The sequence below is a fragment of the Sphingobium sp. B8D3B genome, assembly GCF_025961875.1.
GTDB lineage: Bacteria > Pseudomonadota > Alphaproteobacteria > Sphingomonadales > Sphingomonadaceae > Sphingobium.
In genome coordinates this window covers 1,639,751-1,663,278 of sequence record NZ_JAOQON010000001.1, presented here as the reverse complement: position 1 = coordinate 1,663,278, position 23,528 = coordinate 1,639,751, and the positions used below count along the sequence as shown (strand labels likewise).

Below are 23,528 nucleotides of genomic sequence, written 5' to 3'. Positions count from 1 at the left end.
GCGCTCTTATGGGCGGATCAGCTTTCGCTCCATCCGTGCCAAGGAGACACGCGTGAAGAAACTCTATCCCGATGCCGCAGCCGCTCTCGATGGCCTGCTCCACGACGGAATGCTCATTTGCGCCGGCGGGTTCGGCCTGTGCGGTATTCCCGAGCGCCTGATCGACGCGATCCGCGATTCTGGCGTGAAGGATCTCACCTTCGCCTCCAACAATGCCGGCATCGACGGCGAAGGGCTGGGCAAGCTGCTGCGCACCCGACAGGTGAAGAAGATGATTTCGTCCTATGTCGGCGAGAACAAGGAGTTCGAGCGGCAATATCTCGCAGGCGAGCTGGAGGTGGAGTTCTGTCCGCAGGGCACGCTGGCCGAGCGCTGCCGGGCCGGCGGTGCGGGCATTCCGGGCTTCTACACCAAGACCGGCGTGGGCACGCAGGTCGCCGAGGGCAAGGAAACCAAGATATTCGACGGACAGGAATATGTGCTCGAGCGCGGCATCTATGCCGATCTGTGCATCATCAAGGGCTGGAAGGCCGATGAAGCGGGCAATCTGATTTTCCGCAAGACCGCGCGGAATTTTAACCAGCCGATGGCCACCGCCGGCAAGATCTGCGTCGCGGAAGTCGAGGAAGTGGTGCCCGTCGGTAGCCTCGATCCGGACAGCATCCATCTGCCCGGCATCTATGTGAAGCGCATGATCGTCGGTGCGCCCTATGACAAGAAGATCGAATTCCGCACTGTCCGCGAAAGGGAGGCCGCATAATGGGCTGGTCACGCGATGAAATGGCCGCGCGCGCCGCGAAGGAGCTTCAGGACGGCTTCTATGTGAATCTCGGCATCGGCATCCCGACCTTGGTCGCCAATCACATCCCGCCGGGCGTGGAAGTCACGCTGCAGAGCGAGAACGGCATGCTCGGCATCGGCCCGTTCCCTTATGATGACGAGGTCGATCCCGATCTCATCAATGCCGGCAAGCAGACGATCAGCGAACTGCCGAGCAGCGTCTATTTCTCCAGCGCCGACAGCTTCGCGATGATCCGCGGCGGCCACATCGATCTCACCGTGCTGGGTGCGATGGAAGTCTCCGAAAAGGGCGACATCGCCAACTGGATGATCCCCGGCAAGATGATCAAGGGCATGGGCGGCGCGATGGACCTCGTCGCCGGCGTCAAGAAGATCATCGTGGTGATGGAGCACACTGCCAAGGACGGCAGCCCCAAGTTCATCCCGGAATGCACCCTGCCGCTCACCGGCCGGGATGTGGTGGATATGATCGTCACCGATCTGTGCGTCTTCCAGCGCGTTTCGCACGATCAGCCCTTCCGCCTCGTGGAACTGGCGCCGGGTGTTACCGCCGAGGAAGTCGCGGCCAAGACGACGGCGCATTACGTCTCGTAAGGCAGAGGGTTAGCGCGCGGTAGTTACCCCTTCTCTTCGGAGGAGGGGCAGTTCCGCAGCGCTCCGCTGCCCCGCCAATACTCCGTTATCCCAGACTTGATCCGGGATGACGCTTCTTATTCAGCGATCGCGCACCAAGGCAGCGGGACCCCGGTTCAAGGCCGGGGCGACGAGGGGAAGAGCGCCGCGCGCGCCATTGAAACGGACTTCGAGCGCCCGATATAGGGGCTTCCCCCCCGACCGCGACAGATGTAGGGCAGCCCCATTATGACCCAGGCCCGCACCCTTTATGAGAAGATCTGGGACGCGCACGTCGTCGAGAAGCGCGACGATGGCACGTGCCTGATCTATATCGACCGCCACCTCGTCCATGAAGTGACCAGCCCGCAGGCGTTCGAGGGGCTCCGCCTTGCCGGGCGCAAGGTGCGCCGGCCCGATCTCACGCTGGCCGTGCCGGATCACAATGTGCCGACCACGGCGCGGGTCGATGCACAGGGCAATCGCATTCCCATCGTCAACAAGGAGAGCGCGCAGCAACTCGCCGCTCTGGAGCGCAACGCGCCCGAGTTCGGCATCCGCTATTTCGGCGCGACCGATATCAATCAGGGCATCGTCCATGTCGTCGGCCCCGAGCAGGGCTTCACGCTGCCCGGCATGACCCTGGTCTGCGGGGATAGCCACACGGCCGCGCACGGCGCGCTGGGCGCGCTGGCGTTCGGCATCGGCACCAGCGAGGTCGAGCATGTGCTCGCCACGCAGACGTTGCTGCTCAAGCCGAGCAAGACGCTCGCCATCGAGGTCGAGGGCGAGCTGGGCTATGGCGTCACCGCCAAGGATGTGATCCTCGCCGTCATCGGCCGCATCGGCACCGCCGGCGGCACCGGCCATGTCATGGAATTCCGCGGCTCGACTTTCCGCGCCATGAGCATCGAGAGCCGGCTGACTGTCGCCAACATGGCGATCGAGGGTGGCGCGCGGTCCGGGCTCTTTGCGCCGGACGAGAAAACGTTCGACTATATCAAGGGCCGCCCGATGGCGCCGCAGGGTGCCGATTGGGAGCGCGCGGTCGCCTATTGGCGCACGCTGGTGACCGACGAAGGCGCCGTGTTCGACAAGCATGTGCGGCTGGAGGCGAGCGAGATCGCGCCGACCGTCACCTGGGGCACCAGTCCCGAGGACGTAGTGCCGATCACCGGCGTCGTGCCCGATCCGGAGAGCTTTGAGGACCCCTCTAAGCGGGAAGCTGCGGCCAAGTCGCTCGCCTATATGGGCCTCACCGCCGGCCAGCGCATGGAAGACGTGCCGGTCGAGCATATCTTCATCGGCAGCTGCACCAACAGCCGCATCGAGGATCTGCGCGCGGCCGCGTCGGTGCTCAAGGGCCGCAAGGTTGCCGATGGCATCAAGCAGGCGCTGGTCGTGCCGGGCTCCGGTCTGGTCAAGCATCAGGCCGAGGTTGAAGGGCTGGATCGCATCTTCATCGAGGCCGGGTTCGAGTGGCGCGAGCCGGGCTGCTCCATGTGCCTGGGCATGAATCCGGATCGTGTTCCCAGTGGTGAGCGTTGCGCCTCCACCAGCAATCGCAACTTCATGGGCCGGCAGGGGCCGGGTGCGCGCACCCATCTCGTCTCGCCGGTGATGGCGGCCGCCGCCGCGATCAGGGGTCGACTTGCGGACGTTCGCGAACTAATGGTGCCCGAGCAAGCGTAAGGGGACGCAATGAAAGTCATTTTCTGGATTTTGGTCGCCGGTGCTCTCGGCAGCGCCGCCATGGCCATGGGCCTCGGCCAGTCCGCCGCTGTGCCCGCAAAGGCGGAAAAGCCAGCCGCACGCTGAATGCGCGTGTGACGTCAGACGGGCGCGGGCTTCTGCATCCGCGCGGTCACGCCGTTGGGACACGCAGCTTCATGCGGCGACAACTCTCGTCATAACCAGCAGGGTCGGGCGCTTCGATCACCTCGAAGCCTTGCGCGGCCCAATAGCTGTCTGCGCCATTGACGGCCGTCAGCCAGATTTCACCAAGACCCTCACGGCCTGCCTGTGCGACGATCAGCGCCAGCGCCGTCCGCCCGGCGCCACTGCCGCGCGCGTCGGGCAGCAGGGCAAGATCATGCAGATAATAGCTGCCGGGGTTCTCGGGAATGGCGCCCAATGGGGCATTGAAGGCGGGCACGCTGTCCGCTCCCAAGGGTGGGCGACGAGATAGCCGAGCACGCGCCCGGCATCCTCGAAGAGGAAACAGCCCGCCGGATGCAGGCTTAGGCGCTCGGCGTAGATCGCTTCATCCTCTGTATAGCGACCATGGACCGCATCGGAGATTGCCTTGACCGTTCCCACGTCGCTAAAGCGCATCGGCCGCCATGTGCCGCTTGTTGCCATTGCCTCACCTCCTCCGCACATCGCTGTCGGCCGCCTGCATATCGGGTCGGCATCTTGACGCAAGCGCGCACATCCGCCACTTGACCGGTCAAACAGCCCGTCATCAGCAGGACCAGCATGGAACCCGTCACCACCGTTGAAGGTCGCGCCTATCCCTTCGGCCTGAAGAATGTCGATACCGACATCATCATTCCGGCCGAATGGCTCAAGACCATCAGCCGCACGGGCCTCGGCAAAGGCGCGTTCGAGGCGCTGCGCAAGGAGCCCGGCAATGTGTTCGACGACCCGCGCTATGCCGGCGCGCCGATCATCGTGGCGGGCGACAATTTCGGCTGTGGGTCGAGCCGCGAACATGCCGCCTGGGCGCTGATCGACATGGGCGTGCGGGCCGTCATCGCGCCGAGCTTCTCGGATATTTTCTCGGGCAATGCCTTCAAGAACGGCATCCTGACCGTCGTGTTGCCGCAGGACGCGGTCGACCGGTTGCTGGAGGTCGCCAAGACCGATCCGATCAGCATCGACCTTGAGAACCAGTCGGTGACGACGCCTTTTCAGGACCGCTTCACCTTCGAAATCGACCCGTTCCGCAAGAGCTGCCTGCTGGGCGGGCTCGACGAGATCGGCCTGACGATGGCGCAGGGCGATACCATCGGTACGTTCGAAGCGCGCGATGCGCAGACCCGGCCCTGGCTGGTGCCGGCCGCCGCCTGAATTCGACGCGGCGGGGTATCCCGCGCGTTGCCAAGGGAGCGCCTGCTTCCTAAGTAGAACCTCTATTCAGTTACCTCCAGATGAAGGTGCGTCTTTCATGAGTTCATTCGACGATCGCGAGAAGGCGTTCGAGACCAAGTTCGCCATGGATCAGGAACTCGCGTTCCGGGTCGCTGCCCGGCGCAACCGCCTGCTGGGCGAGTGGGCGGCCGGCCTGATGGGGCTAACCAAGGAAGAGACCGATGCCTATGCCAAGGCGGTCGTGCAGGCGGACTTCGAGGAAGCCGGCGATGAGGACGTGATCCGCAAGGTGATGGGCGATCTCGTATCGGCCGGCGTCGACATGGACGAGCAGCGCGTGCGCACGGCGCTGAGCGACAAGGCCGCCGAGGCGCGTCGCCAGTTCATGCAGGAAGAGAATTGAGGGGCTTTTGACATGCCCATGGCGGCTGGCGATATCGAGGCGATGATCCTCGCGGCTTTCCCGGATGCGACGGTGGAGATCACCGATCTGGCCGGCGATGGCGACCATTATGCGGCGCGGGTCACCTCCGAGAGCTTTCGGGGGATGAATCGCATTGCCCAGCAGCGTGCGGTCTATGCCGCGCTGGGCGGGCGCATGGGCGGAGAGCTTCACGCCTTGCAACTGACCACAGCCGTTCCCAACTGATAGCGCAGCGCCGGCATCGCGCCGCACTGCTGCCCGGAGACTAGACATGACCGACCCCGTCCACGCCCGCATCGCCGATATCGTCGGCAAGAACGATGTCGTGCTCTTCATGAAAGGCACGCCCTTGTTCCCGCAGTGCGGGTTCTCGAGCCGCGCCATCGCCATTCTGGAACGGCTCGGCGCACCCTTCGAGAGCGTGGATGTGCTGCAGGATCAGGAGATCCGCCAGGGCATCAAGAGCTTTTCCGACTGGCCGACCATCCCCCAGCTTTACGTAAAGGGCGAGTTCCTTGGCGGGTCGGACATCATGATGGAAATGTACGAGGCGGGCGAGCTCAAGCAGCTTCTCACAGAGCAGGGCGTCATCGCCGCCTGACCGAGCTTCCATTTGGTTCTTCAAGCGGGCGCGGGGCAAAAAGCCCGGGGCCCGTTTTGCGTTCGGGCGCCGGAGTTCGGAGGGATTGGGAGACAAAAGGATTGGGGGACAGGCAAGAAGACCGGGTGCCCGTCCCCCAAAGCGGGTGTGTCGACAAGAAGAGCAAGCGCCGTGCCAGTTCCTCCGGGTGGGGGAAGCGGGCGGCGACGCTGGTTAAGGGCGGGGCAAGAGGTTGCGACCTGTAAAGCGCTCCGACAGTTTCGCCCGCATTTCCGCTTGCGCCTTGCAATCGGCGGCGGCCGTGACACATGGAAGAGATGATGCCTGCTGCCCCCAGTCTCGCCGCCGACACCGGCCGGGTCATGCGCCTGTCGCTGCTGGTGCAGCGCGTGCTGGCACCCAATCCTTCGCCCTTCACTTTTGAGGGGACGCAGACCTATCTGGTGGGCAACAGCGACCTTGCCGTAATCGATCCTGGCCCGGATGATCCCGCCCATTTGGATGCACTGGAAGCGGCGATTGCCGGTCGCCCCGTCATTGCTATCGCCTGCACCCACACCCATCGCGATCACAGCCCGGCGGCGCGGCCGCTGGCACAGCGCATTGGCGCGCCGATCATCGGCTGCGCGCCGCTGACGCTGGAGGATGACGGGCCGCGCGCCGATGCGGCATTCGACCCCGATTACAGTCCCGACCGGGTGCTCGCGGAGGGCGAGCAAATCGTGGGCACGGGCTGGACTCTTACGGCGCTGGCGACGCCCGGCCACACCTCCAATCATCTGTGCTACGCGCTCGAGGAAGAAGCGGCGCTGTTCACCGGCGACCATGTGATGAACTGGTCCACGAGCGTCGTCTCGCCGCCCGATGGCGACATGAGCGATTATCTCGCCTCGCTGGAGCGTTTGGTTGCCCGCTCGGACAGCATCTATTATCCCGCCCATGGCGAACCGGTGACGCAGCCCCAGCGCTTCGCCCGCGGGATGCTGGGGCATCGACGGATGCGGGAAGGGCAGATCCTGCGCATTCTGGAGCGGCAGGGCGCTGTCACCATCCCGGATTTCGTCGCAAGCATGTATGTCGGCCTCAATCCGCGCCTGCATGGCGCCGCAGGCCGATCCGTGCTGGCCCATCTCATCGATCTGCAACGGCGGGGGCTGGTCAAGGATAGAGCGAACGGGGTCTGGGCGAGGGTGCTGATTTAGGCGCTTGACGGAAGGCGCGAACAGGATCAGCTTCCCCGCCGTCCAGGCAACGGTGGGGGGACCGTCATGGCAACACTTGCTTCAGGCATCAGATCCGAGATCGAGCGCGAGCGCAGCTTCTTCCTCAAATTGGCGCTGGCGATGGCCTTTGTCATTGTGGCGGGCTTCTCATTCAATGTCGCCGCCGGCCGCTCGACCTTCGCCGCGCCGCTCCTGCTTCATGTCCATGCGCTGGTTTTCTTCGGCTGGCTGGTTCTTTTCATCACCCAATCCTTTCTGGCGGCGGGCGGCTCGGTGCGCCTGCATAGGCGACTTGGTGTGCTCGCGCTGCTCTGGGTGCCGGTCATGGTCGTGCTGGGTCTGGCGGTGACGCGTCATTCGGTGCGCGCAATCGGTGGTCCTCCATTCTTCGATACCAACGAATTTCTCTTCGGCAACAGCATCGGCCTGCTGGCTTTCGCGCTCACCGTCGGGGCGGCGCTCGTCCTGCGCGCCCGTCCCGACTGGCACCGGCGGCTGATGTGCGGCGCCATGGCCGGGCTGACCGGCCCCGGCTTCGGGCGACTGCTGCCGATGCCGTTCCTCATCCCCTGGGGCTGGTGGGTCGCGGCTGTCGTGGCGCCCATGGTGTTTATCCTGGTCGGCATGGTCTGGGACTGGCGGCGCAAAGGGCGGGTCCACGCTGCATGGCTGTGGGGAGCGGGTATCCTGATCGGCAGCCAGCTCATGGCCGATGCCATCGCCTACAGCCCGATGGGCCTTGCCATCACGCGCGATATGGTCGCCGGGACACCCGGCGCGATGCGCGATATGCGGGCCTTCTTCCCCTGAGCGCGGTTAGAGGTTGATCGACGGGCGCTTCGTGGCCATCTCCCCCGCATGACAAAGGAGATTCGGTGATGGATGCACGCGGCGGGATCGGCGGAAGTCTTGCGGGGCTGGACCTGCTGGAGGAGATCAATCGCCTGCGCAAGGAGCGCAACGCGGTCATCCTCGCGCACTATTACCAGAAGCCGCAGATCCAAGACCTGGCCGACTTTGTGGGCGACAGCCTGGAGCTGTCCCGCAAGGCGGCGGAGACGGATGCGGACGTGATCGCATTTTGCGGTGTGCGCTTCATGGCCGAGACGGCGAAGATCCTCAGCCCCGAGAAGATCGTGATCCTGCCGGACATGGACGCCGGCTGCAGCCTGGAAGACAGCTGCCCGCCCGCGCAGTTCAAGGCCTTCCGCGAGGCCCATCCCGATCATATCGCGCTCAGCTACATCAATTGCTCGGCGGAGGTAAAGGCGCTGAGCGATATCATCGTCACCAGCTCGTCTGCCGAGAAAATCCTGAGCAAGCTGCCCAAGGACCAGAAGATCATCTTCGGGCCGGATAAGCATCTGGGCGGCTATCTCGCGCGCAAGCTGGGGCGTGAGATGCTGCTCTGGCCGGGCGTGTGCATCGTACATGAGAGCTTCAGCGAGACCGAGCTGCTCAAGCTCAAGGCTATGCACCCCGGCGCGCCGGTTGCGGCCCACCCCGAATGCCCGCCGGCTATCATCGATCATGCCGATTATGTCGGCTCGACCAGCGGCATCCTGCAATATGCCAAGGACATGCCGGGCGACACGCTGATCGTGGCGACCGAGCCGCACATCATCCACCAGATGGAAAAGGCGATCCCCCAAAAGCGCTTCGTCGGCGCGCCGGGTGCGGACGGCAACTGCAACTGCAACGTCTGCCCCTATATGGCGCTCAACACGCTGGAAAAGCTCTACATCGCGCTCCGCGATCTCCAGCCGCGCATCGAGATGGACGAGAGCCTGCGGGTGGCCGCGAAGAAGAGCCTCGATCGCATGCTGGATCTTGCCAGCGATACGGTCGGGCAGGGCGACGTGGGAGCACGGTGAGCGGGGAGCCGCCCCGGTGATCGTCCGCCTGCGCTCGCTCTGGCTGAACGTTAACGCGAGCTACTGGTTCTATCCGGCGCTGTTCACGATGCTCGCCCTCGTGCTGGCGATCGTCACTATCGCCATCGATCGCTCGGGGCAGGCCGCCCATCTCGTCAAGTTCGTGGATGCCGCGCGGCCGGAGGGGGCGCGCAATGTCCTCAACGTGATTGCCGGATCGATGATCGGCGTGGCGTCGACCGTTTTCTCGATCACCATTGCCGCCGTGGTCTATGCCTCGGGTAATTACGGCCCGCGCCTGCTCATCAATTTCATGGAAGATCGCGGCAACCAGCTCTCGCTGGCGACGTTCATCGGCACGTTCGTCTATGCCGTCATGGTGCTGCGGGTCGTCCGGGAGGCGGCGGAATCCAGTGTCGATGTGGGGTTCGTGCCGCAACTCTCGCTGGTCATCGCCACCGGCCTGATGCTGATTTCCATCGGCGTGCTGGTCTTCTTCCTCAATCATGTGCCCGCCAGCATCCGCATCAATTCCGTACTTGAGGAGATCGGAAGGCGCCTCACCAAGGAAGTGCGCCAGCGCTTTCCGAAAGAGGGCGACGATGTGGAGATGATGGCGTTGTCCGACGGGCAGATCGTGCCGGCGACGGGCAGCGGCTATATCCAGATCGTCGATTTCTCGGGCCTGGCTGACGTTGCCCGCGAGCACAAATGCCGCGTGGTCATGCGCCTGCGTCCCGGCGATTTTGTGCATCCCGAGATTGGCTTGATGTCCGTCCACGGCTGTCATGTGGATGATGAGATGGCCGAGCAACTGCGGGACTGTTTTTCCCTCGCTGGATTTCGGTCTCCGGCGCAGGACATCGAATTTCTGATCGACGAGCTGGTCGAGATCGGCTTGCGGGCCTTGTCGCCTGGCATCAACGATCCCTTCACGGCGGTGACGGCGATGCACTGGCTCGGCGCTTCGATGAGCGAACTTGCCCGGCGCGATCTGCGCAGCAGACCGGGAGAGGAAGAAGAAGACTGGCAGCGTGTCATTCCGCTCAATGACGATTTCGACCATTTCCTGCGGCGCGGTTTCGGCTCCCTGCGCTCGGCCGCAGCGACCAGCCCTATTGCTGCGGCGCAGTTTCTCGATTGTCTGCTGGGCATTTCCGCGGGCCTCGCCTCGCAGCCCCGGCGGGAGGCGCTGCGGCTGGAAGGTGAGCGGTTGATGGCGCAGGCGCGGATCGCGCTGGCCGGTCCCTCCCTCGCCGAGCTTGAGGAACGCTCTTGCGCTTTCGAGGCGGCGATGAAAAAGCGAGCGCATCATGCCCTTCACACTTGACCGCTTCGACCTCGACGCCTTCGTCGCAGCCACCCTCGCCGAGGACCTTGATGGTCCGGTCAATGGGGGCGGGCGGGATGTGACGTCGCAGAGCGTCATCCCCGCAGACGCGGTGTTCAGCGGTGTGATGGACAGCCGCGACGCTGTGACGGTTGCGGGCCTGCCTTTGGCCGAAGCCTTCTTCCGTGCGCTCGATCCCGATGTCGAGATCACGCTGCTCGTCGCGGATGGTGATCAGGTGCCGGCCGGCACCGACCTCATGCGCCTGAAGGGCCGCGCACGCGCGATGCTCACGGCGGAGCGGTCGGCGCTCAACACGGTGCAGCACTTGACCGGCATCGCCACGATGACGCGGGCTTATGTGGACCGCATCGCCGGCACCGGAGCGACGCTGCTCGATACCCGCAAGACGATCCCCGGCCTCCGCGTGCTGGAGAAATATGCCACGCGCATGGGTGGCGCGAAAAATCATCGCATGGGCCTGTGGGACGCGGCGATGATCAAGGACAATCACGTCGCTGTCGCCGGATCGGTGGACGAGGCGGTGCGCCGGGCAGTGGCTGCCGGGATTGCCGAGGTCATTGTGGAGGTCGACCGGATCGACCAGATCGAGCCGGCCATCGCGGCCGGGGCGACGCATCTGCTGCTCGACAACATGTCGCCGGGCGTTCTGCGCGGCGCCGTCACGCTGGTTGGAAAGCGCGTGCCCACGGAGGCCTCTGGCGGGGTTACGCTGGAGACCATCCGCGCCATCGCCAGCACCGGCGTCGATTATGTTAGTGTCGGGCGATTGACGCAGTCGGCGCCAGCGGCGGATATCGGTCTCGATTTCAGCAAGATTTAGGCTCAAGGCGCCGAGGAACGGAGCCCGCTTGCTTAGCCTTCGATAATCGCTGTCTGGGGATGGTGCTTGTCGAGATGCTTGCGGATGATCCGCAGGTTGCGCGTGTTCGAGCGGAACATGACGTCGAAGGCATCGCCGACCAGCGGAACCGCGCCGATTGCGGTGTCGAAGGCGACATTGCCGCTCATCCGCAGCAACTGCCAGCGCGGCATCCCGAGATTGCGAGCCTCCCAAACGATCCATGCGCCCATGGCCGCTGCGAGCAGATCGCCGACGATGGGAACGATGCCCAGCATGGCGTCCAGCCCAACGCGGATGCGCGTTCCGGGGATCACCATCGCATTTTCGAGCACTTGCTCCATCATCTCGATGCGGCGGCGCACCGCATGGGGATCGCGCCCGAGCCGCGAACTGGCGAGGCTCTCAAACTGTCTCGCCATCTCTTCAGCGGCGTTATGCGGTCTCGCCCGGGCCATTCACGTTCCCTTACAGGCTGCCTTGCTGGCAGCGCGATGGATTAGTTGGGGACGGTGATCAGCGCATTCAATGGATGAACTCCGCGCAAGGACGGTTTGAAGTTGGTGAGCCGCTGCCCGACGAGCGACCAGCGGATGGGGCGACCGAGCGGAATGAACCCGCTGAACGCCACCGTCGCTTCCTCCGCTTCCGCCAGCAATTGAGCGCGTTCCTCATCATTCTGGCTCTTGCGGGCCTCGGCGAGGCGGCTGGCCACGCGCGGATCGCACAGGAGCCCGGCCGAACAATCGAGGCGGGCGAGATACCAGAACGCACTATCAAAGGGCGCGACCTCGTCAATCAGCCGCAGATCGGCGGGTTGGTCGATAGCCACCCGATCGAGTTGCAATCCGGCCTGTCCGAAATCCTGAACCAGGCGCAGGAACAGCAGGGAAGCTCCCGACCCGTCCGGCAGGGCGACCCGCAGAACTGGCGGGTCACCCTTGTCCGCCCGCCAGCGGTCTATGATCCGCCGGGCCGATTCGATGCGCTCCTCGCGTGAGCGGCCGGACCAGGCCGGTGCGCTCGGCAGGCGGTTCAGCTCATAGGAGGCAGGCAGCGGGTAGGTGGCGGTGCGCCAGCCCGGCAAGCCCAGAACCTCGGCGAGCTTGTCCCGGTCCACAAGGCGGGCGAGCGCGTCGCGCACCGGTACGTCCGCGAGGAAGGACGACGTGCTCGTAAAGGCGAGGCCGAACAGGCCCTCGACTGGGTCGACCTGCGCGTCGGCCATGTTGAGGCCGGCCGCGGCGATCAAGGGGAGGTGCTGGAAGCGCCCGCCCAGCACGAGATCGGTATGGCGGGCGCGGAAGCGCACCAAGGCCAGCGACGCGCGCTCGGCGCGCACTTCCCGTCGCTCGACTGGGGGCGCGGCTTCGCTCTCCGGTTCGCCCTCGGGCGGCTCCTCAATGGCGGCTGACGCGGGTGCCAGCACGACCGGTCCGCCCTTGGCAACCGGCTCGCGGCGATAGGGGCCGGTGCCGTCGCCCGAGCGAGTCATTACCGCAAGGTCCGGTTGAGCGAGCAATTGCAGGAAGGCGGGGAGGCTCATGTCGAGCCTTATTTCGATGACCCGGTCGGTCATGGCGCGGACATCGGGGGCAAGGCCCGCCAGCAGCAGCGGATTGGCGCGCATCCGCTCGCGCAGAAGCCGGGCGACCTCATCGGCATGGACCGGCTTGCCGTCGGCCCAGTGCAGCCGCTTCAGGCGGAAGATGTAGCTCTGGCCGCCATCCTCGACGATCCAGCTTTCCGCCAGCGCGCCCACGATGTCGCCGCGCGCGTCGAAGCTCAGCAGCCCTTGCGCGGTCGAGGCGAGGATCAGCCGGGCAGCCGGTGCATTGCCGTGGCGCAGCGGCTGGGCGAGCGCCTCGCTCTGGCCGATCACGTCCACCCGAACGGTGCGGTTATCGCGCGGGCTGTTGCATCCCGCCGTGGCGAGTACGGCCAATGCCAGCAGGGGGCGGACCCAGGTTCGCGCGGGGCGGGTGCCCATCGCCTTTCACTCCCTGTTCGGACAAGAATCCATCGACGTTACAGGGAAGCCGTAGCCTGCCGACGCGATTCGTCCAACCATGGCTGCGCTTGAAAGGGGCGACATCGCATTCGCTATGGTGCGGACGGCGGGACTTGAACCCGCACTCTCAGATGAGAAGCAGATTTTAAGTCTGCTGCGTCTACCGATTTCGCCACGTCCGCAAGCACATGGGATGCGCGAACGCCCATGCCATGCACGGCAGGACGGTTCCAGCCCTTATCAAGCCGGGTGAAGGACATGCTGTGCGCGCAATGACCGCAACCCGGCAGATGCGCTGCCGCATGGCCGGGCTGCCGGATCGTCAAAGGCTCAGGTGACGGTGCTCAGTCGCCGGCATTCAGGCGAATGCGCATTTCCTTGCCGGGCTTGAAGTGCGGCACGCGCTTGGGCGGCACCACCACCGAATCGCCTGTGCGGGGATTGCGCCCCGTGCGGCCGTCTCGGGCGCGTGTGGTGAAAGCACCGAATCCGCGCAGTTCTACCCGGCCCCCTTCGGCCAGGCGCGCAGTGATCGAGTCGAAAACGATATCCACGATGCGATCGACTTCCTGCCCGCTGAGGTCAGGGTGAAGAAGCGCAAGCTTTTGAACGAGCTGAGAACGAATCATCTCTGCTACTTTCCGAAAAGGCCGAAGCCGTCCCCCATAATCCGGAAGTGCCCCGAGTCCCCCTTCGTTGCGTTTTCCGTGACTCGCGCGATGCGCCAACATCGGCGAGCAATCAAGAAAAATCCCCGCAGAACCCCGCAAACGGAGTGGGCCGGCCGATTGCTCGACCGGCCCACTGCCGCAATTATTAGAGGGTGGGAAAAGCCCCGGCGATCAGTTCTTCGCCTTGAGCGCCTCGCCCAGAATGTCGCCCAGCGACGCGCCGCTGTCGGACGAACCGTACTGCGCGACAGCCTGCTTCTCTTCGGCGATCTGGAGCGCCTTGACCGAGAAGTTCGGCTTCTTGGAGCGATCGAAACCGATCACCAGCGCGTCGAACTTCTGGCCGACCTGGAAGCGCTCGGGGCGCTGCTCGTCGCGGTCGCGGCCAAGGTCGCTGCGCTTGATGAAGCCGGTCACGCCGTCGTCGCCAGCCTGAACTTCCAGGCCGCCGTCGCGGACTTCAAGAACGGTCACGGTCACGGTCTCGTTCTTGTTGAGGCCGGTGCCACGCACCGCGCCAGCTGCCGGCGCGCCCTTTTCGAGCTGCTTCATGCCGAGGCTGATGCGCTCCTTCTCGACGTCCACGTCAAGCACGATGGCCTGAACGGTCTCGCCCTTGCGGTGCAGGTTGAGCGCGTCCTCGCCCGAGATGCCCCACGCGATGTCGGACATGTGGACCATGCCGTCGACGTCGCCGTCCAGGCCGATGAACAGGCCGAACTCGGTGGCGTTCTTGACTTCGCCCTCGACCTGGCTGCCGACCGGGTGACGCTCGGCAAAGCTCTCCCAGGGGTTGGACTGGGCCTGCTTGAGGCCAAGGCTGATGCGACGCTTCTCGGCATCGACCTCGAGCACCAGAACTTCCACTTCCTGGCTCGTCGAAACGATCTTGCCGGGGTGGACGTTCTTCTTGGTCCAGGACATTTCCGAAACGTGGACCAGACCCTCGATGCCGGGCTCCAGCTCGACGAACGCACCATATTCGGTGATGTTCGTGACGCGGCCGGAGAGCTTGGCGCCGATCGGGTACTTGGCCGATGCGCCTTCCCAGGGATCGCTCTCGAGCTGCTTCATGCCCAGGCTGATGCGCTGTGTGTCGCGGTTGATGCGGATGATCTGCACCTTCACCGTGTCGCCGATGTTGATCATCTCGCTCGGGTGGTTGATCCGCTTGTAGCTGAGATCCGTGACGTGCAGCAGGCCGTCAATGCCGCCCAGATCAACGAACGCACCGTAATCGGTGATGTTCTTGACCACGCCCTCGATGATCTGGCCTTCGCTCAGCGTCTGGATGAGGCCGCTGCGCTGCTCGGCGCGGGTCTCTTCCAGGATCGCGCGACGCGACACGACGATGTTGCCACGACGACGATCCATCTTGAGGATCTGGAAGGGCTGCGGAATGTCCATGAGCGGGGTGACGTCGCGCACGGGGCGGATGTCGACCTGGCTGCCGGGAAGGAAGGCCACGGCGCCGTCGAGATCGACGGTGAAGCCGCCCTTGACGCGGCCGAAGATGACACCCTCAACGCGGGCGCTCTCGGCGAATTCGGATTCCAGCTTGTCCCACGCGGCTTCGCGGCGGGCGCGGTCGCGCGAGAGCATGGCCTCGCCATTGCTGTTCTCGACACGGTCGACATAGACTTCGACTTCGTCGCCAACCTTCAGATCGGCCTTCTGGCCGGGCATGGCGAACTCGCGCAGCGGCACGCGGCCTTCGCTCTTGAGGCCCACGTCGATGACGGCGAGGTCGTTTTCGATGCCGGTGACGGTGCCCTTGACCACGCGGCCTTCAAAGCCGCCGTCTGCACCACCAAGAGATTCATTGAGAAGCGCGGCAAAATCATCGCGCGTCGGGTTTGCCTGAGAGGCCATGTAAGAGTTCCTTCAAGTCGTTGCTGGCCAACCGGTTGTCTCCGGTGGTCTTTGGCCAAACTGCCCGAACGACCTCATGCCGGCCGGGCATTCACCAGGCGGCGCGAAGGCGATCACTCGTGCTTTGGGAAAAGCAAAAGGGCGCCTCGCAACGCGAAGCGCCTCATCCAAGCCGTCTAATGGCGACTCTTCAGGCGAGCGTCCACCAGCGCGATCGCATGCTGAACGGCGGCGTCTATACTCAAATTGCTGGTATCCAGCAAGTCCGCATCTTGGGCCTGCTTCAGGGGCGCATCGGCGCGCTGCATGTCGCGCGCGTCGCGCTCGGCGAGATCGGCGGAGAGGGCCTCCAGCGCGACGGGATGGCCATGGGCGGAGAGCTCCGCATGGCGGCGCTGCGCGCGCACCGCAAGGCTGGCGGTGACGAACAATTTGGCGTCGGCATCCGGCGCGATCACCGTGCCGATATCCCGCCCGTCGAGCACCGCGCCGCCCGGCTGTGCGGCGAAGGCACGCTGCCGCTCCAGCAGCGCCGCGCGCACCTGCGGGTGGCGCGAGACGCGGCTGGCAAGAGGGCCGGCTTCCTCCGACCGCAGCGCCGGATCGGCGAGCAGGCTATCCGGAAAAGCGCAGGCCGCTGCGGCGTCGGCCGGATTGTCGGCATCGCCGCCCTGCCGCGCGACTGTCACGCCGACGGCGCGATACAGCAGGCCCGTGTCGAGATGGGGCAGGCCGTAATGCCGCGCCAGTGCCCGCGCGATTGTGCCCTTGCCGGAGGCGGCGGGCCCATCGACGGCAATGATCATGCCGCGCCCTTGAGCGTGGCCAGCATGTCGGTGAAGCCGGGAAAGCTCGTCGCGACCGGGCTCATATCGTCGATGATGAGGCCGCCGCGTGTGTGATGACCGGCGACCGCGAAGCTCATCGCGATGCGGTGATCGAGATCGGCACCGATCGTCGGCGATTCGTTGCCCCCGTCCAGCGGCTCACCACCGCGCCCGTGGATGATGAGGCCGTCGGGTGTCTCCTCTACCGACACGCCGAGGCGGGCGAGGCCCTGCGCCATCAGGGCGAGCCGGTCCGATTCCTTTACGCGTAACTCGTCCAGCCCGGTGGTGCGGGTGGTGCCCTGTGCGCAGGCCGCCGCGACGAAGAAGATCGGGAATTCATCGATCATGCTCGGCGCGACCTCGGGCGGCACGTCGATGCCTGTGAGCGTGCTGTGACGCGCGACGATATCCGCGACCGGCTCGCCACCGACTTCGCGCTGGTTGGTCAGTGTCAGGTCGGCGCCCATCGCCTGCAGCATGGCAAACAGCCCGGTGCGGGTCGGGTTCATCCCGACATTGGTGACGGTGATGTCCGACCCCGGCGTGATCAGCGCCGCGACCACGGGGAAGGCGGCAGAGGAGGGGTCGCCAGGCACCACCAGCGTCTGTGGCTTGAGCTCGGCCTCACCGGTCAGCGAGATGATCCGCGTGCCGTCCGCCTCGGTCTCCACGGTCAGGTCCACCCCGAAGCCGCGCAGCATCCGCTCACTGTGGTCGCGCGTCGGCACCGGCTCGATGACGCGGGTGATGCCCGGCGTATTGAGTCCGGCCAGCAGCACCGCCGATTTGACCTGCGCCGAGGCGACCGGCAGCCGGTACTCGATCGGCACCGCCGGGGCGATGCCGCGCATGGTCAGCGGCAGGCGGCCGCCCGGTGAGGTCATGAACTCGGCGCCCATCAGCCCGAGCGGTGTGGTCACGCGGCCCATTGGGCGCTTGCTGAGCGAGGCATCGCCAATGAACGTCGCGGTGAGGTCATGGCTTGCCAGCAGGCCCATCAGCAGGCGCGTCGAGGTGCCGCTATTGCCCATGTCGAGCGCGGTTGCTGGCTGCGTCAGGCTGCCCACGCCGACGCCATGAATGCGCCACACGCCATCCTCGCCGCGCGTGATCTGCGCGCCGAGCGCGCGCATCGCCGCCGCCGTCGCCAGCACGTCCTCGCCCTCCAGCAGGCCGGAGACGCGGCTTTCGCCCACCGCCAGCGCGGCCAGCATCAGGGATCGGTGGGAAATGCTCTTGTCGCCGGGCACGGTCACCGTGCCGCGCAGCGGAGCGCCAGGCTCGAAGAGCATGTTGCGCGCAATGTCAGTCATGAAAATCAGGTCCGAAAAATGGCCGTCGCTGCGCGGAGCAGGAGGGCGGGCAATAAAAATGGCGAACTGCTTTTGACAGTGCCCGCCCGCTATGGCAAGGCGCCCCACACTTCGCGGCAGGCCTGCCTGTCCGCGCACTTGGCTATTACTCTCTGGAAGGATGAGGCGGCACATGGTGAAGCCTGAATGGGGATCGAAGCGGACCTGCCCCAAATGCGCAACGCGCTTCTATGATCTGGGCAAGGACGAGCCCGTGACATGCATCGAATGCGGCAATGTCTGGACGCCCGAGCCCGTGCTCAAGTCCAAGCAGCCGCTGCCCTTCGAGGAAGCGCCGCAGAAGGTCGCGGCCGGTGCGGATACGGAAAGCACGGCGGACGATGATCTGGACATCGACATCGACGTCGATGAGGCCGAAGGCTCGCCCGACAACGACGTCGATCTCGGCGGCGATGACGATCTCGGCGTCGATGCCGGCGACGATAACGACGAAGAAAACTGAGCGCGCAGGAAAGATTGCGCGCCATAAAAAATGGACTTGCAGCGAGGCAGAGCCTGACCTAAAGGCAGCGCCTCGCCGCGACGGACCCACCCGTCGCCGCTGCAATGATCGGGGCCGTAGCTCAGCTGGGAGAGCGCTACACTGGCAGTGTAGAGGTCAGGGGTTCGATCCCCCTCGGCTCCACCATTTCCCCTTATCGCAGACAGGTTAAGCGCTATAGAGCGTGCCCCGTCGTGAATGCGCGGCGTCGGGCCAGCGCCGCGTCCGGAATGCACCCCAACCTCTCTTATTGACGGCGCCGGCCAACCCGCGCAGCTTCGCGCCACCCGGTCCACCCTGCCTCTCTCGACAAAAAGTTGGTCGCCCGGCGCAAAGCCAGTCGGGGCGGCGGTTGGTACACATCTTCTCAGCCTGGGGTGCTTCGCGCTGCATGGCGGTTCTGGCCGAGGGTCGGGACTGAACGCGCGGCGCGGCGTGGTCGCCAATTGCGAGGATGTGACATGACTCTTCTGACCGACAAGTTCTTCGACAGCTTTGCCTCCTCGGTGAAGCCCACGGACGAGGCGGAGACGCTGCCGCCGGAGATCTACACGAGTCAGGAGTTCTACGACTTCGAGAAGGACGCGCTGTTCTATCGCGAGTGGCTCTGCGTCGGGCGGGACGAGTGGATCGCGGAGGTCGGGGATTTCTTCACGACCAGCCACGCCAATGAGCCGATCATCATCTCGCGCGGGCGGGACGGGGAGATCAAGGCGATGTCCGCCGTGTGCCAGCACCGCGCCATGCTGGTGGCGGAAGGCAAGGGCAATACGCGCGGTTTCACCTGCCCCTATCACCACTGGTCCTATGATCTGGACGGCAAGCTGGTCGGCGCGCCGGCGATGGGCCGCACCTGCAATTTCGACAAGGCGCAGTATAATCTGCCCAAGCTCAAGGTGGAGCTGTGGCACGGCTTCATCTTCGTCAATTTCGATTCCGAAGCGGAATCGCTGGCATCGCGCATGGGGCCGATCGAGCCGGTGGTGGCGAATTACGAGTTTGCCAGCCTGCGCGGCCCCGAGCCGCTGTCCCACGAATATCCGTGGAACTGGAAGGTCCAGTTCGAGAATAACAATGATGGTTATCATGCCAGCCGGCTTCACCAGGGGCTGCACGATTTCGTCCCGAGTTCGCTGGCGAGCTTCCCCGAAGTGCCGCGCGAGACGGCGGGCTATTATCGCCTCAACGGGTCCACGCACCCCAATGCGAGCTTCAACCCCACCGAGAAGGCGCTGCTGCCGGTCTTCCCCAAGCTGACGGAGGAGGAGCAGAGCCGGCTGCTGTTCGTGAACCTGCCGCCGACGCTGTCGCTGGTCGTGCTCAACGATGTGGTGATCTACCTCATCATGGATGCGCGTTCGCCGACCACGCACGGCCTGACCTTCGGCAGCCTCTATCATCCCAGCGCCTTCGAGGACCCGGAGTTCGAGGAAAAGCGCCGGATCAATGACGAGCACACGGCGGATATCGTCGCGCAGGATCTGCACGTCGATCTGCTGGTGCAGCAGGGGCTCTCGTCCCGCTTCGCCCCGCGCGGGCGCTATAGCTGGCAGGAAGATGCGCAGCGCCAGCTCAATGTGTGGCTGGTGGACCGCTACCAGCAGGAGTGGGACCGTCGTCGCGGCCCCTCGGCGCCGGTCACGCGGTTGCACGCAACCTCCTGATCTCGCCGGCGGCGGGGCAGGGCCTCGCCGCGACGGGCTGAGGCCCGAAATCAAAACATTGTTCGCAGGAGACACAGCTTCGCGTCCGCCGCGCTGCCTAACTGGCGCGGCGGCCGAAAGGCTTGTGTCCAGTCAGAGGTGATGATGACCAATTCGCTTATTTTCTTCGATATTCCCGCCGACGATCCCAATGCTGCCGGCGAATTCTACGCGCAGGTCTTCGGCTGGGAGAATGATCCCCGCCCGATGGGCGTCTATCACCGCATGGTGCCGGGCGGCTTCTTCAAGAAGAAGGACGGGACGGACAGCGAGATCGGCAATCTCCATATGGGCATCGCCAAGGTCGACAATATGCGCCCGCATCCCGACCCGGCAGGCGTCGCGCCGCGCCATATCGCCAGCGATGGCCGCAAGCCGCGCATCTGGGTGTTGATCAGCGACGATGATTCGGCGGATCGAATCCTGGCGACGGCGCAGGAGCTGGGCGCGACCCTGCTGTGGCGCGACCATTATTGGGCCGAGTTCAACGGCTATAACCACTGCTTCGTCGACCCGTGGGGCAATGAGATCCTGCTGTGGGGCAAGGCGGGCGAGAATCCGCAGATTCCCGAGACGTTCACCAAGGAATGAGGGGTGCGTGCGGCCCGCTTGGCGGGTTGGCGGAACAACATGTTGTGCGCCAATCTGCAAGACCGGGCCGCGACCCTTCCCATAGCCTCCAGTCATCCAATGCAACGGCCCGAGCGGCAAGCATGAGGCAAAAGCGACCATGAGCCTACAAGTTCAACCCTGTCTGTCCGCAAGGTGCGCCTGCGCAGCGGGAGCCGGACAATGAGCCGCCTGCCGCTGATCTTCTTCGGCCATGGCAGCCCCATGGTGGCGCTCGAGCAGAGCAGCACCACGCAGGCCTGGCAGGGCATCGCACAGAGCATCGGCAAGCCCAAGGCGATCCTGTGCATCTCGGCGCACTGGCTGACACGCGGCACGGCCGTGACGGCGATGGCGCAGCCCCGCACGATCCACGATTTCGGTGCCTTCCCTCAGGCCTTGTTCGACACGCAATATCCCGCGCCCGGCGATCCCGCCCTGGCGCGGCGTGTGGCCGAACTGCTCGATCCCGTGCCGGTCCATATGGATGCCAATTGGGGCCTGGATCATGGCACCTGGACGGTGCTCGTCCACGCTTATCCCGAGGCCGATATTCCTGTCGTGCAGCTGGGCATGGACGTGAATGCCACGCCCGAGCAGCACTGGAAGATCGGCCAGATGCTCCGCCCGCTGCGCGACGAGGGCGTGCTCATCATGGGCACCGGCAACATCGTCCACAATCTGCCGGCGATGGACTGGAACAACCCGGATGCCGAGCCCTATCCGTGGGCCGACCGGTTCAACCGCACGATGCTGGACGCCGTGGTCGCGGATCGCCCGCAGACGGTCATCGATTTCGCGGCGCTGGGCGACGATGCCCGCCTGTCGGTGCCGACGCCCGACCATTTCTGGCCGCTGCTCTATGTGCTGGGTGCGCGTCATCCGGGTGAGGAAGCGCAGCTGCACCCCAATTTCATCCATCACAAGTCGCTCGGCATGACGAGCATCCTCATCGGGGCTTCCTGAGCCTCCACAAACCCAACACTGACTGACGAGCAGGGGAATTATGGCGCTGATCTGCAATCATGGAATGCGACGGAGCGAAACGCAGCCCGGAGCGCTGCACTATTTGCGGGCGACGCCTGAGACCGTGCACTGGGGCTTCTTCTCACCGGAACTGAAACCAGCGCTGACCGTCAAGAGCGGCGATCTCATCCAGGCGCAGGCGGTGACGCACCACGCCGGCGATGATCCCGAGCTGATGTTCGACGAGCACATCCAGCGCATCTTTACCGAGGTCGATCCCAGCACGCGCGCACCGGGCTGTCACATCATGACCGGACCGATCTACGTCGAGGGCGCAGAGCCCGGCGACATGCTGGAAGTACGCTATTTCCAGATGACGCCGCGCTTCAATTACGGCTCCAACCTGCAGGCGAACTGGGGGCATCTCTACAAGGAGTTCGGCGAGACCGAGCGCGTGACGATCTACGAGCTGGATCCGAACGCCAACACCGCCACCGCGCTTTACGCCTATGATGTCGAGGGCGTTTACACGACGCCTGGCCGCATCACCAACTGCCCGCATTGCGACCGGCAACCGGCGCTGCCCGGCGTGACCATCCCCGCCCGCCCGCATCTCGGCACCGCTGGCGTTGCGCCTGCGGTCGATGCGCCGGTCAGCACCATTCCGCCGGGCCTGCATGGCGGCAATATCGATAACTGGCGGATCGGCGCCAATGCCCGCATGTATTATCCGGTGCAGGTCAAGGGCGGGCTGTTCTCTATCGGCGATCCGCATGTCAGCCAGGGCGATGGCGAGATCAGCGGCACGGCCATTGAGGCCTCGCTCGACGTGCTGTTCCAGATCATCCTGCGCAAGGACTTCAAGTTCCCATCGCCGCTGCTGGAGACGCCCAATCACTGGATCGTCCATGGCTTTGGCGACGATCTCGATGCAGCGATGAAGAATGCCGCCATGGACATGATCGAGCTGCTCTCCGAACATCAGGGCCTGTCGCGGACGGACGCCTATTCGCTGATGAGCGTCGGCGCCGACTTCGGCGTGACGCAGGTTGTCGATGGCACGCAGGGCATCCATGTGCGGATCGACCGTGGCATGTTCCCGAACAAGGGCAGTGTCCGCGATCCCCGCTGATCCGGCCCGGCCGGGGGAGGCAGTCTCCAGTCCGGACGCCTGGTCCTTCGACGTCGCGTCGCTGCCGGCGGCGGAGCGCGCACCGGCATGGGCCGCCGCCATGCAGCGCCTGCAAATGCCGTTTCCCAATACGGCGGAGGCAGGCGGGTCGGTGCTCGCCATTACCTCGCCGATGGGCTTTGAATTCGCGGTGGTGACGGGCGGCGCCCTCACCATCGCGGGCCGCACGCCGGGGGCCGCGCCCGGCCTGTGGCTGGGTCTGCTCATCGATGGCGAGGCGTCGCTGGAGACGCATGAAGGCGTGATGCCGCTCACCGGCGACTGCCTCATCTACGGCGCGACGGGCGTCGACGCCGCGCTTCGGTTCAAGACGCAGTTCCGCCAGTTCTTCGTGCGCATCCCCAGCGTCGCGATCGACGCCCGGATGCTGGCGCCGCTCGCCCGCCGCATCGGCGTTATTCAGCCGGACAGCATGGTGGCTCACGCGCTGCTGGCGCTGTTGCGCAGCGCCGCTGACTCGCTCTCGCAAGGCCGGGCGCGCGAATTCGCGCCGCTTGAGACGGCGCTGATCGAATTGCTCGTCCCGGTGATCGCGCATGCCGGCGGCGTGGAGGCCAAGGGTGGTGCCGCCGCGCACCGCGCTCGGCAGTTCGAGCGGATCTGCCGCACGATCGAAACCAATCTGACCGACGCGGACCTCTCGGTGCAGTCCGTTGCGCGCAGCGAGGGCGTGTCGGTGCGCTATATCCAGCAGCTCTTTGCGCGCTCAGGGCAGACGGTGACCGGCTATGTGAAGGGGCGCCGCCTTGAGCGCGCGCGGGCCGATCTCGTCAATCCGCTTCATGCGCAATTGAGCATTTCCGAGATCGCGTTTCGCTGGGGTTTCAACCAGTCGGCGCATTTCAGCCGGGCCTATCGCGAGCGCTTCGAGGAGGCGCCGCGCCAGACCCGCGCCAATGCGCGGCAGGCGCTGCCGGACAATCGAGCTTTCGCGGGCTGACAAGACGTGTGTGCGCCGCTGGCGCATGATCGCGCAGCCCACATGCCAAGGGTTACGTTC

Annotated in this window: 25 protein-coding genes and 2 tRNA genes; 19 read left to right on the top strand and 8 right to left on the bottom strand. The window is 65.1% G+C overall.

Annotated features, from left to right (window positions below; all coding sequences use genetic code 11):
* Positions 1 to 52: 52 nt before the first annotated feature.
* The 3 genes from M2343_RS07790 (at position 53) to leuC (ending at position 3,105) form a co-directional block, all read left to right on the top strand.
* Positions 53 to 760 carry a CoA transferase subunit A gene (locus M2343_RS07790; protein ID WP_264569800.1) on the top strand — a complete coding sequence of 236 codons (708 nt, stop codon included), beginning with the start codon at positions 53 to 55 and terminating at the stop codon, positions 758 to 760.
* Positions 760 to 1,395 carry a CoA transferase subunit B gene (locus M2343_RS07785; RefSeq protein ID WP_264576204.1) on the top strand — a complete coding sequence of 212 codons (636 nt, stop codon included), beginning with the start codon at positions 760 to 762 and terminating at the stop codon, positions 1,393 to 1,395. Before M2343_RS07790 ends, M2343_RS07785 begins: the two co-directional genes overlap by 1 nt.
* A gap of 267 nt (positions 1,396 to 1,662) precedes the next feature.
* Positions 1,663 to 3,105, top strand: coding sequence for a 3-isopropylmalate dehydratase large subunit (leuC, locus tag M2343_RS07780; protein ID WP_264576203.1), 1,443 nt, complete (start codon positions 1,663 to 1,665; stop codon positions 3,103 to 3,105).
* Between the two features lie 172 nt (positions 3,106 to 3,277).
* Here leuC and M2343_RS07775 read toward each other — a convergent pair whose 3' ends face one another.
* Positions 3,278 to 3,568, bottom strand: coding sequence for a GNAT family N-acetyltransferase (locus tag M2343_RS07775; RefSeq protein ID WP_264576202.1), 291 nt, complete (start codon positions 3,566 to 3,568; stop codon positions 3,278 to 3,280).
* A 323-nt stretch (positions 3,569 to 3,891) separates the two neighbouring features.
* On the opposite strand from M2343_RS07775, the gene leuD reads away from it, so the two are divergent.
* The 9 genes from leuD to nadC all read left to right on the top strand — a co-directional run bounded on the left by leuD (position 3,892) and on the right by nadC (position 10,802).
* Positions 3,892 to 4,485 (top strand): 3-isopropylmalate dehydratase small subunit, encoded by a 594-nt coding sequence (leuD, locus tag M2343_RS07770; RefSeq protein WP_264574773.1) that lies wholly within the window; start codon positions 3,892 to 3,894, stop codon positions 4,483 to 4,485.
* A 97-nt stretch (positions 4,486 to 4,582) separates the two neighbouring features.
* Positions 4,583 to 4,909 carry a DUF1476 domain-containing protein gene (locus tag M2343_RS07765; protein ID WP_264574774.1) on the top strand — a complete coding sequence of 109 codons (327 nt, stop codon included), beginning with the start codon at positions 4,583 to 4,585 and terminating at the stop codon, positions 4,907 to 4,909.
* Between the two features lie 12 nt (positions 4,910 to 4,921).
* Positions 4,922 to 5,155 carry a BolA/IbaG family iron-sulfur metabolism protein gene (locus tag M2343_RS07760; protein ID WP_181559130.1) on the top strand — a complete coding sequence of 78 codons (234 nt, stop codon included), beginning with the start codon at positions 4,922 to 4,924 and terminating at the stop codon, positions 5,153 to 5,155.
* A gap of 46 nt (positions 5,156 to 5,201) precedes the next feature.
* The gene (grxD, locus tag M2343_RS07755) at positions 5,202 to 5,531 is read left to right on the top strand and encodes a Grx4 family monothiol glutaredoxin (RefSeq protein ID WP_264569806.1); all 330 of its coding nucleotides are present in this window, start codon (positions 5,202 to 5,204) and stop codon (positions 5,529 to 5,531) included.
* A gap of 320 nt (positions 5,532 to 5,851) precedes the next feature.
* Positions 5,852 to 6,733 carry an MBL fold metallo-hydrolase gene (locus M2343_RS07750; RefSeq protein ID WP_264603874.1) on the top strand — a complete coding sequence of 294 codons (882 nt, stop codon included), beginning with the start codon at positions 5,852 to 5,854 and terminating at the stop codon, positions 6,731 to 6,733.
* 66 nt (positions 6,734 to 6,799) lie between these two features.
* The gene (locus tag M2343_RS07745) at positions 6,800 to 7,564 is read left to right on the top strand and encodes a hypothetical protein (protein ID WP_264576200.1); all 765 of its coding nucleotides are present in this window, start codon (positions 6,800 to 6,802) and stop codon (positions 7,562 to 7,564) included.
* A 68-nt stretch (positions 7,565 to 7,632) separates the two neighbouring features.
* A complete protein-coding gene (gene nadA, locus M2343_RS07740; RefSeq protein WP_181561358.1) occupies positions 7,633 to 8,628 on the top strand; it encodes a quinolinate synthase NadA in 996 nt (331 codons plus the stop codon).
* Positions 8,629 to 8,644: 16 nt separating this feature from the next.
* Positions 8,645 to 9,958: a DUF2254 domain-containing protein gene (locus M2343_RS07735; RefSeq protein WP_264576199.1), complete on the top strand. Its 1,314-nt coding sequence runs from the start codon at positions 8,645 to 8,647 to the stop codon at positions 9,956 to 9,958.
* Positions 9,942 to 10,802, top strand: a complete 861-nt coding sequence (gene nadC, locus M2343_RS07730; protein WP_264576198.1) for a carboxylating nicotinate-nucleotide diphosphorylase — start codon at positions 9,942 to 9,944, stop codon at positions 10,800 to 10,802. The genes M2343_RS07735 and nadC overlap by 17 nt, the downstream gene beginning before the upstream one ends.
* A 32-nt stretch (positions 10,803 to 10,834) precedes the next feature.
* Here nadC and M2343_RS07725 read toward each other — a convergent pair whose 3' ends face one another.
* From M2343_RS07725 to aroA, 7 genes are all read right to left on the bottom strand, one after another.
* The gene (locus tag M2343_RS07725; RefSeq protein WP_264576197.1) at positions 10,835 to 11,242 is read right to left on the bottom strand and encodes a DUF4112 domain-containing protein; all 408 of its coding nucleotides are present in this window, start codon (positions 11,240 to 11,242) and stop codon (positions 10,835 to 10,837) included.
* A 77-nt stretch (positions 11,243 to 11,319) separates the two neighbouring features.
* The gene (locus M2343_RS07720) at positions 11,320 to 12,810 is read right to left on the bottom strand and encodes an ABC transporter substrate-binding protein (protein ID WP_264576196.1); all 1,491 of its coding nucleotides are present in this window, start codon (positions 12,808 to 12,810) and stop codon (positions 11,320 to 11,322) included.
* A gap of 116 nt (positions 12,811 to 12,926) precedes the next feature.
* Positions 12,927 to 13,013, bottom strand: a tRNA-Leu gene (locus M2343_RS07715).
* 162 nt (positions 13,014 to 13,175) lie between these two features.
* The gene (locus tag M2343_RS07710; RefSeq protein WP_181559138.1) at positions 13,176 to 13,460 is read right to left on the bottom strand and encodes an integration host factor subunit beta; all 285 of its coding nucleotides are present in this window, start codon (positions 13,458 to 13,460) and stop codon (positions 13,176 to 13,178) included.
* A gap of 213 nt (positions 13,461 to 13,673) precedes the next feature.
* A complete protein-coding gene (rpsA, locus tag M2343_RS07705; protein ID WP_181559139.1) occupies positions 13,674 to 15,374 on the bottom strand; it encodes a 30S ribosomal protein S1 in 1,701 nt (566 codons plus the stop codon).
* A 176-nt stretch (positions 15,375 to 15,550) separates the two neighbouring features.
* Entirely contained in the window at positions 15,551 to 16,180 is a 630-nt protein-coding gene (locus tag M2343_RS07700; protein WP_264576195.1) for a (d)CMP kinase, read from the bottom strand.
* Entirely contained in the window at positions 16,177 to 17,517 is a 1,341-nt protein-coding gene (aroA, locus tag M2343_RS07695) for a 3-phosphoshikimate 1-carboxyvinyltransferase (protein WP_264576194.1), read from the bottom strand. Before aroA ends, M2343_RS07700 begins: the two co-directional genes overlap by 4 nt.
* A gap of 172 nt (positions 17,518 to 17,689) precedes the next feature.
* Between aroA and M2343_RS07690 the strand changes: the two genes are divergently transcribed.
* The 7 genes from M2343_RS07690 to M2343_RS07660 all read left to right on the top strand — a co-directional run bounded on the left by M2343_RS07690 (position 17,690) and on the right by M2343_RS07660 (position 23,468).
* Complete coding sequence (locus M2343_RS07690; protein ID WP_181559142.1) at positions 17,690 to 18,019, top strand: TIGR02300 family protein; 330 nt, start codon at positions 17,690 to 17,692, stop codon at positions 18,017 to 18,019.
* 110 nt (positions 18,020 to 18,129) lie between these two features.
* Positions 18,130 to 18,205 (top strand) — tRNA-Ala (locus M2343_RS07685).
* A 314-nt stretch (positions 18,206 to 18,519) separates the two neighbouring features.
* Positions 18,520 to 19,722, top strand: coding sequence for an aromatic ring-hydroxylating oxygenase subunit alpha (locus tag M2343_RS07680; RefSeq protein ID WP_181559143.1), 1,203 nt, complete (start codon positions 18,520 to 18,522; stop codon positions 19,720 to 19,722).
* A gap of 144 nt (positions 19,723 to 19,866) precedes the next feature.
* Positions 19,867 to 20,352 carry a VOC family protein gene (locus M2343_RS07675; protein ID WP_181559144.1) on the top strand — a complete coding sequence of 162 codons (486 nt, stop codon included), beginning with the start codon at positions 19,867 to 19,869 and terminating at the stop codon, positions 20,350 to 20,352.
* A gap of 201 nt (positions 20,353 to 20,553) precedes the next feature.
* Positions 20,554 to 21,336, top strand: a complete 783-nt coding sequence (ygiD, locus tag M2343_RS07670; protein ID WP_264576192.1) for a 4,5-DOPA dioxygenase extradiol — start codon at positions 20,554 to 20,556, stop codon at positions 21,334 to 21,336.
* Between the two features lie 40 nt (positions 21,337 to 21,376).
* Positions 21,377 to 22,468 carry an acetamidase/formamidase family protein gene (locus M2343_RS07665; RefSeq protein WP_181559146.1) on the top strand — a complete coding sequence of 364 codons (1,092 nt, stop codon included), beginning with the start codon at positions 21,377 to 21,379 and terminating at the stop codon, positions 22,466 to 22,468.
* Positions 22,449 to 23,468: a helix-turn-helix domain-containing protein gene (locus M2343_RS07660; protein ID WP_264576191.1), complete on the top strand. Its 1,020-nt coding sequence runs from the start codon at positions 22,449 to 22,451 to the stop codon at positions 23,466 to 23,468. Before M2343_RS07665 ends, M2343_RS07660 begins: the two co-directional genes overlap by 20 nt.
* The last annotated feature ends 60 nt before the right edge of the window (positions 23,469 to 23,528 follow it).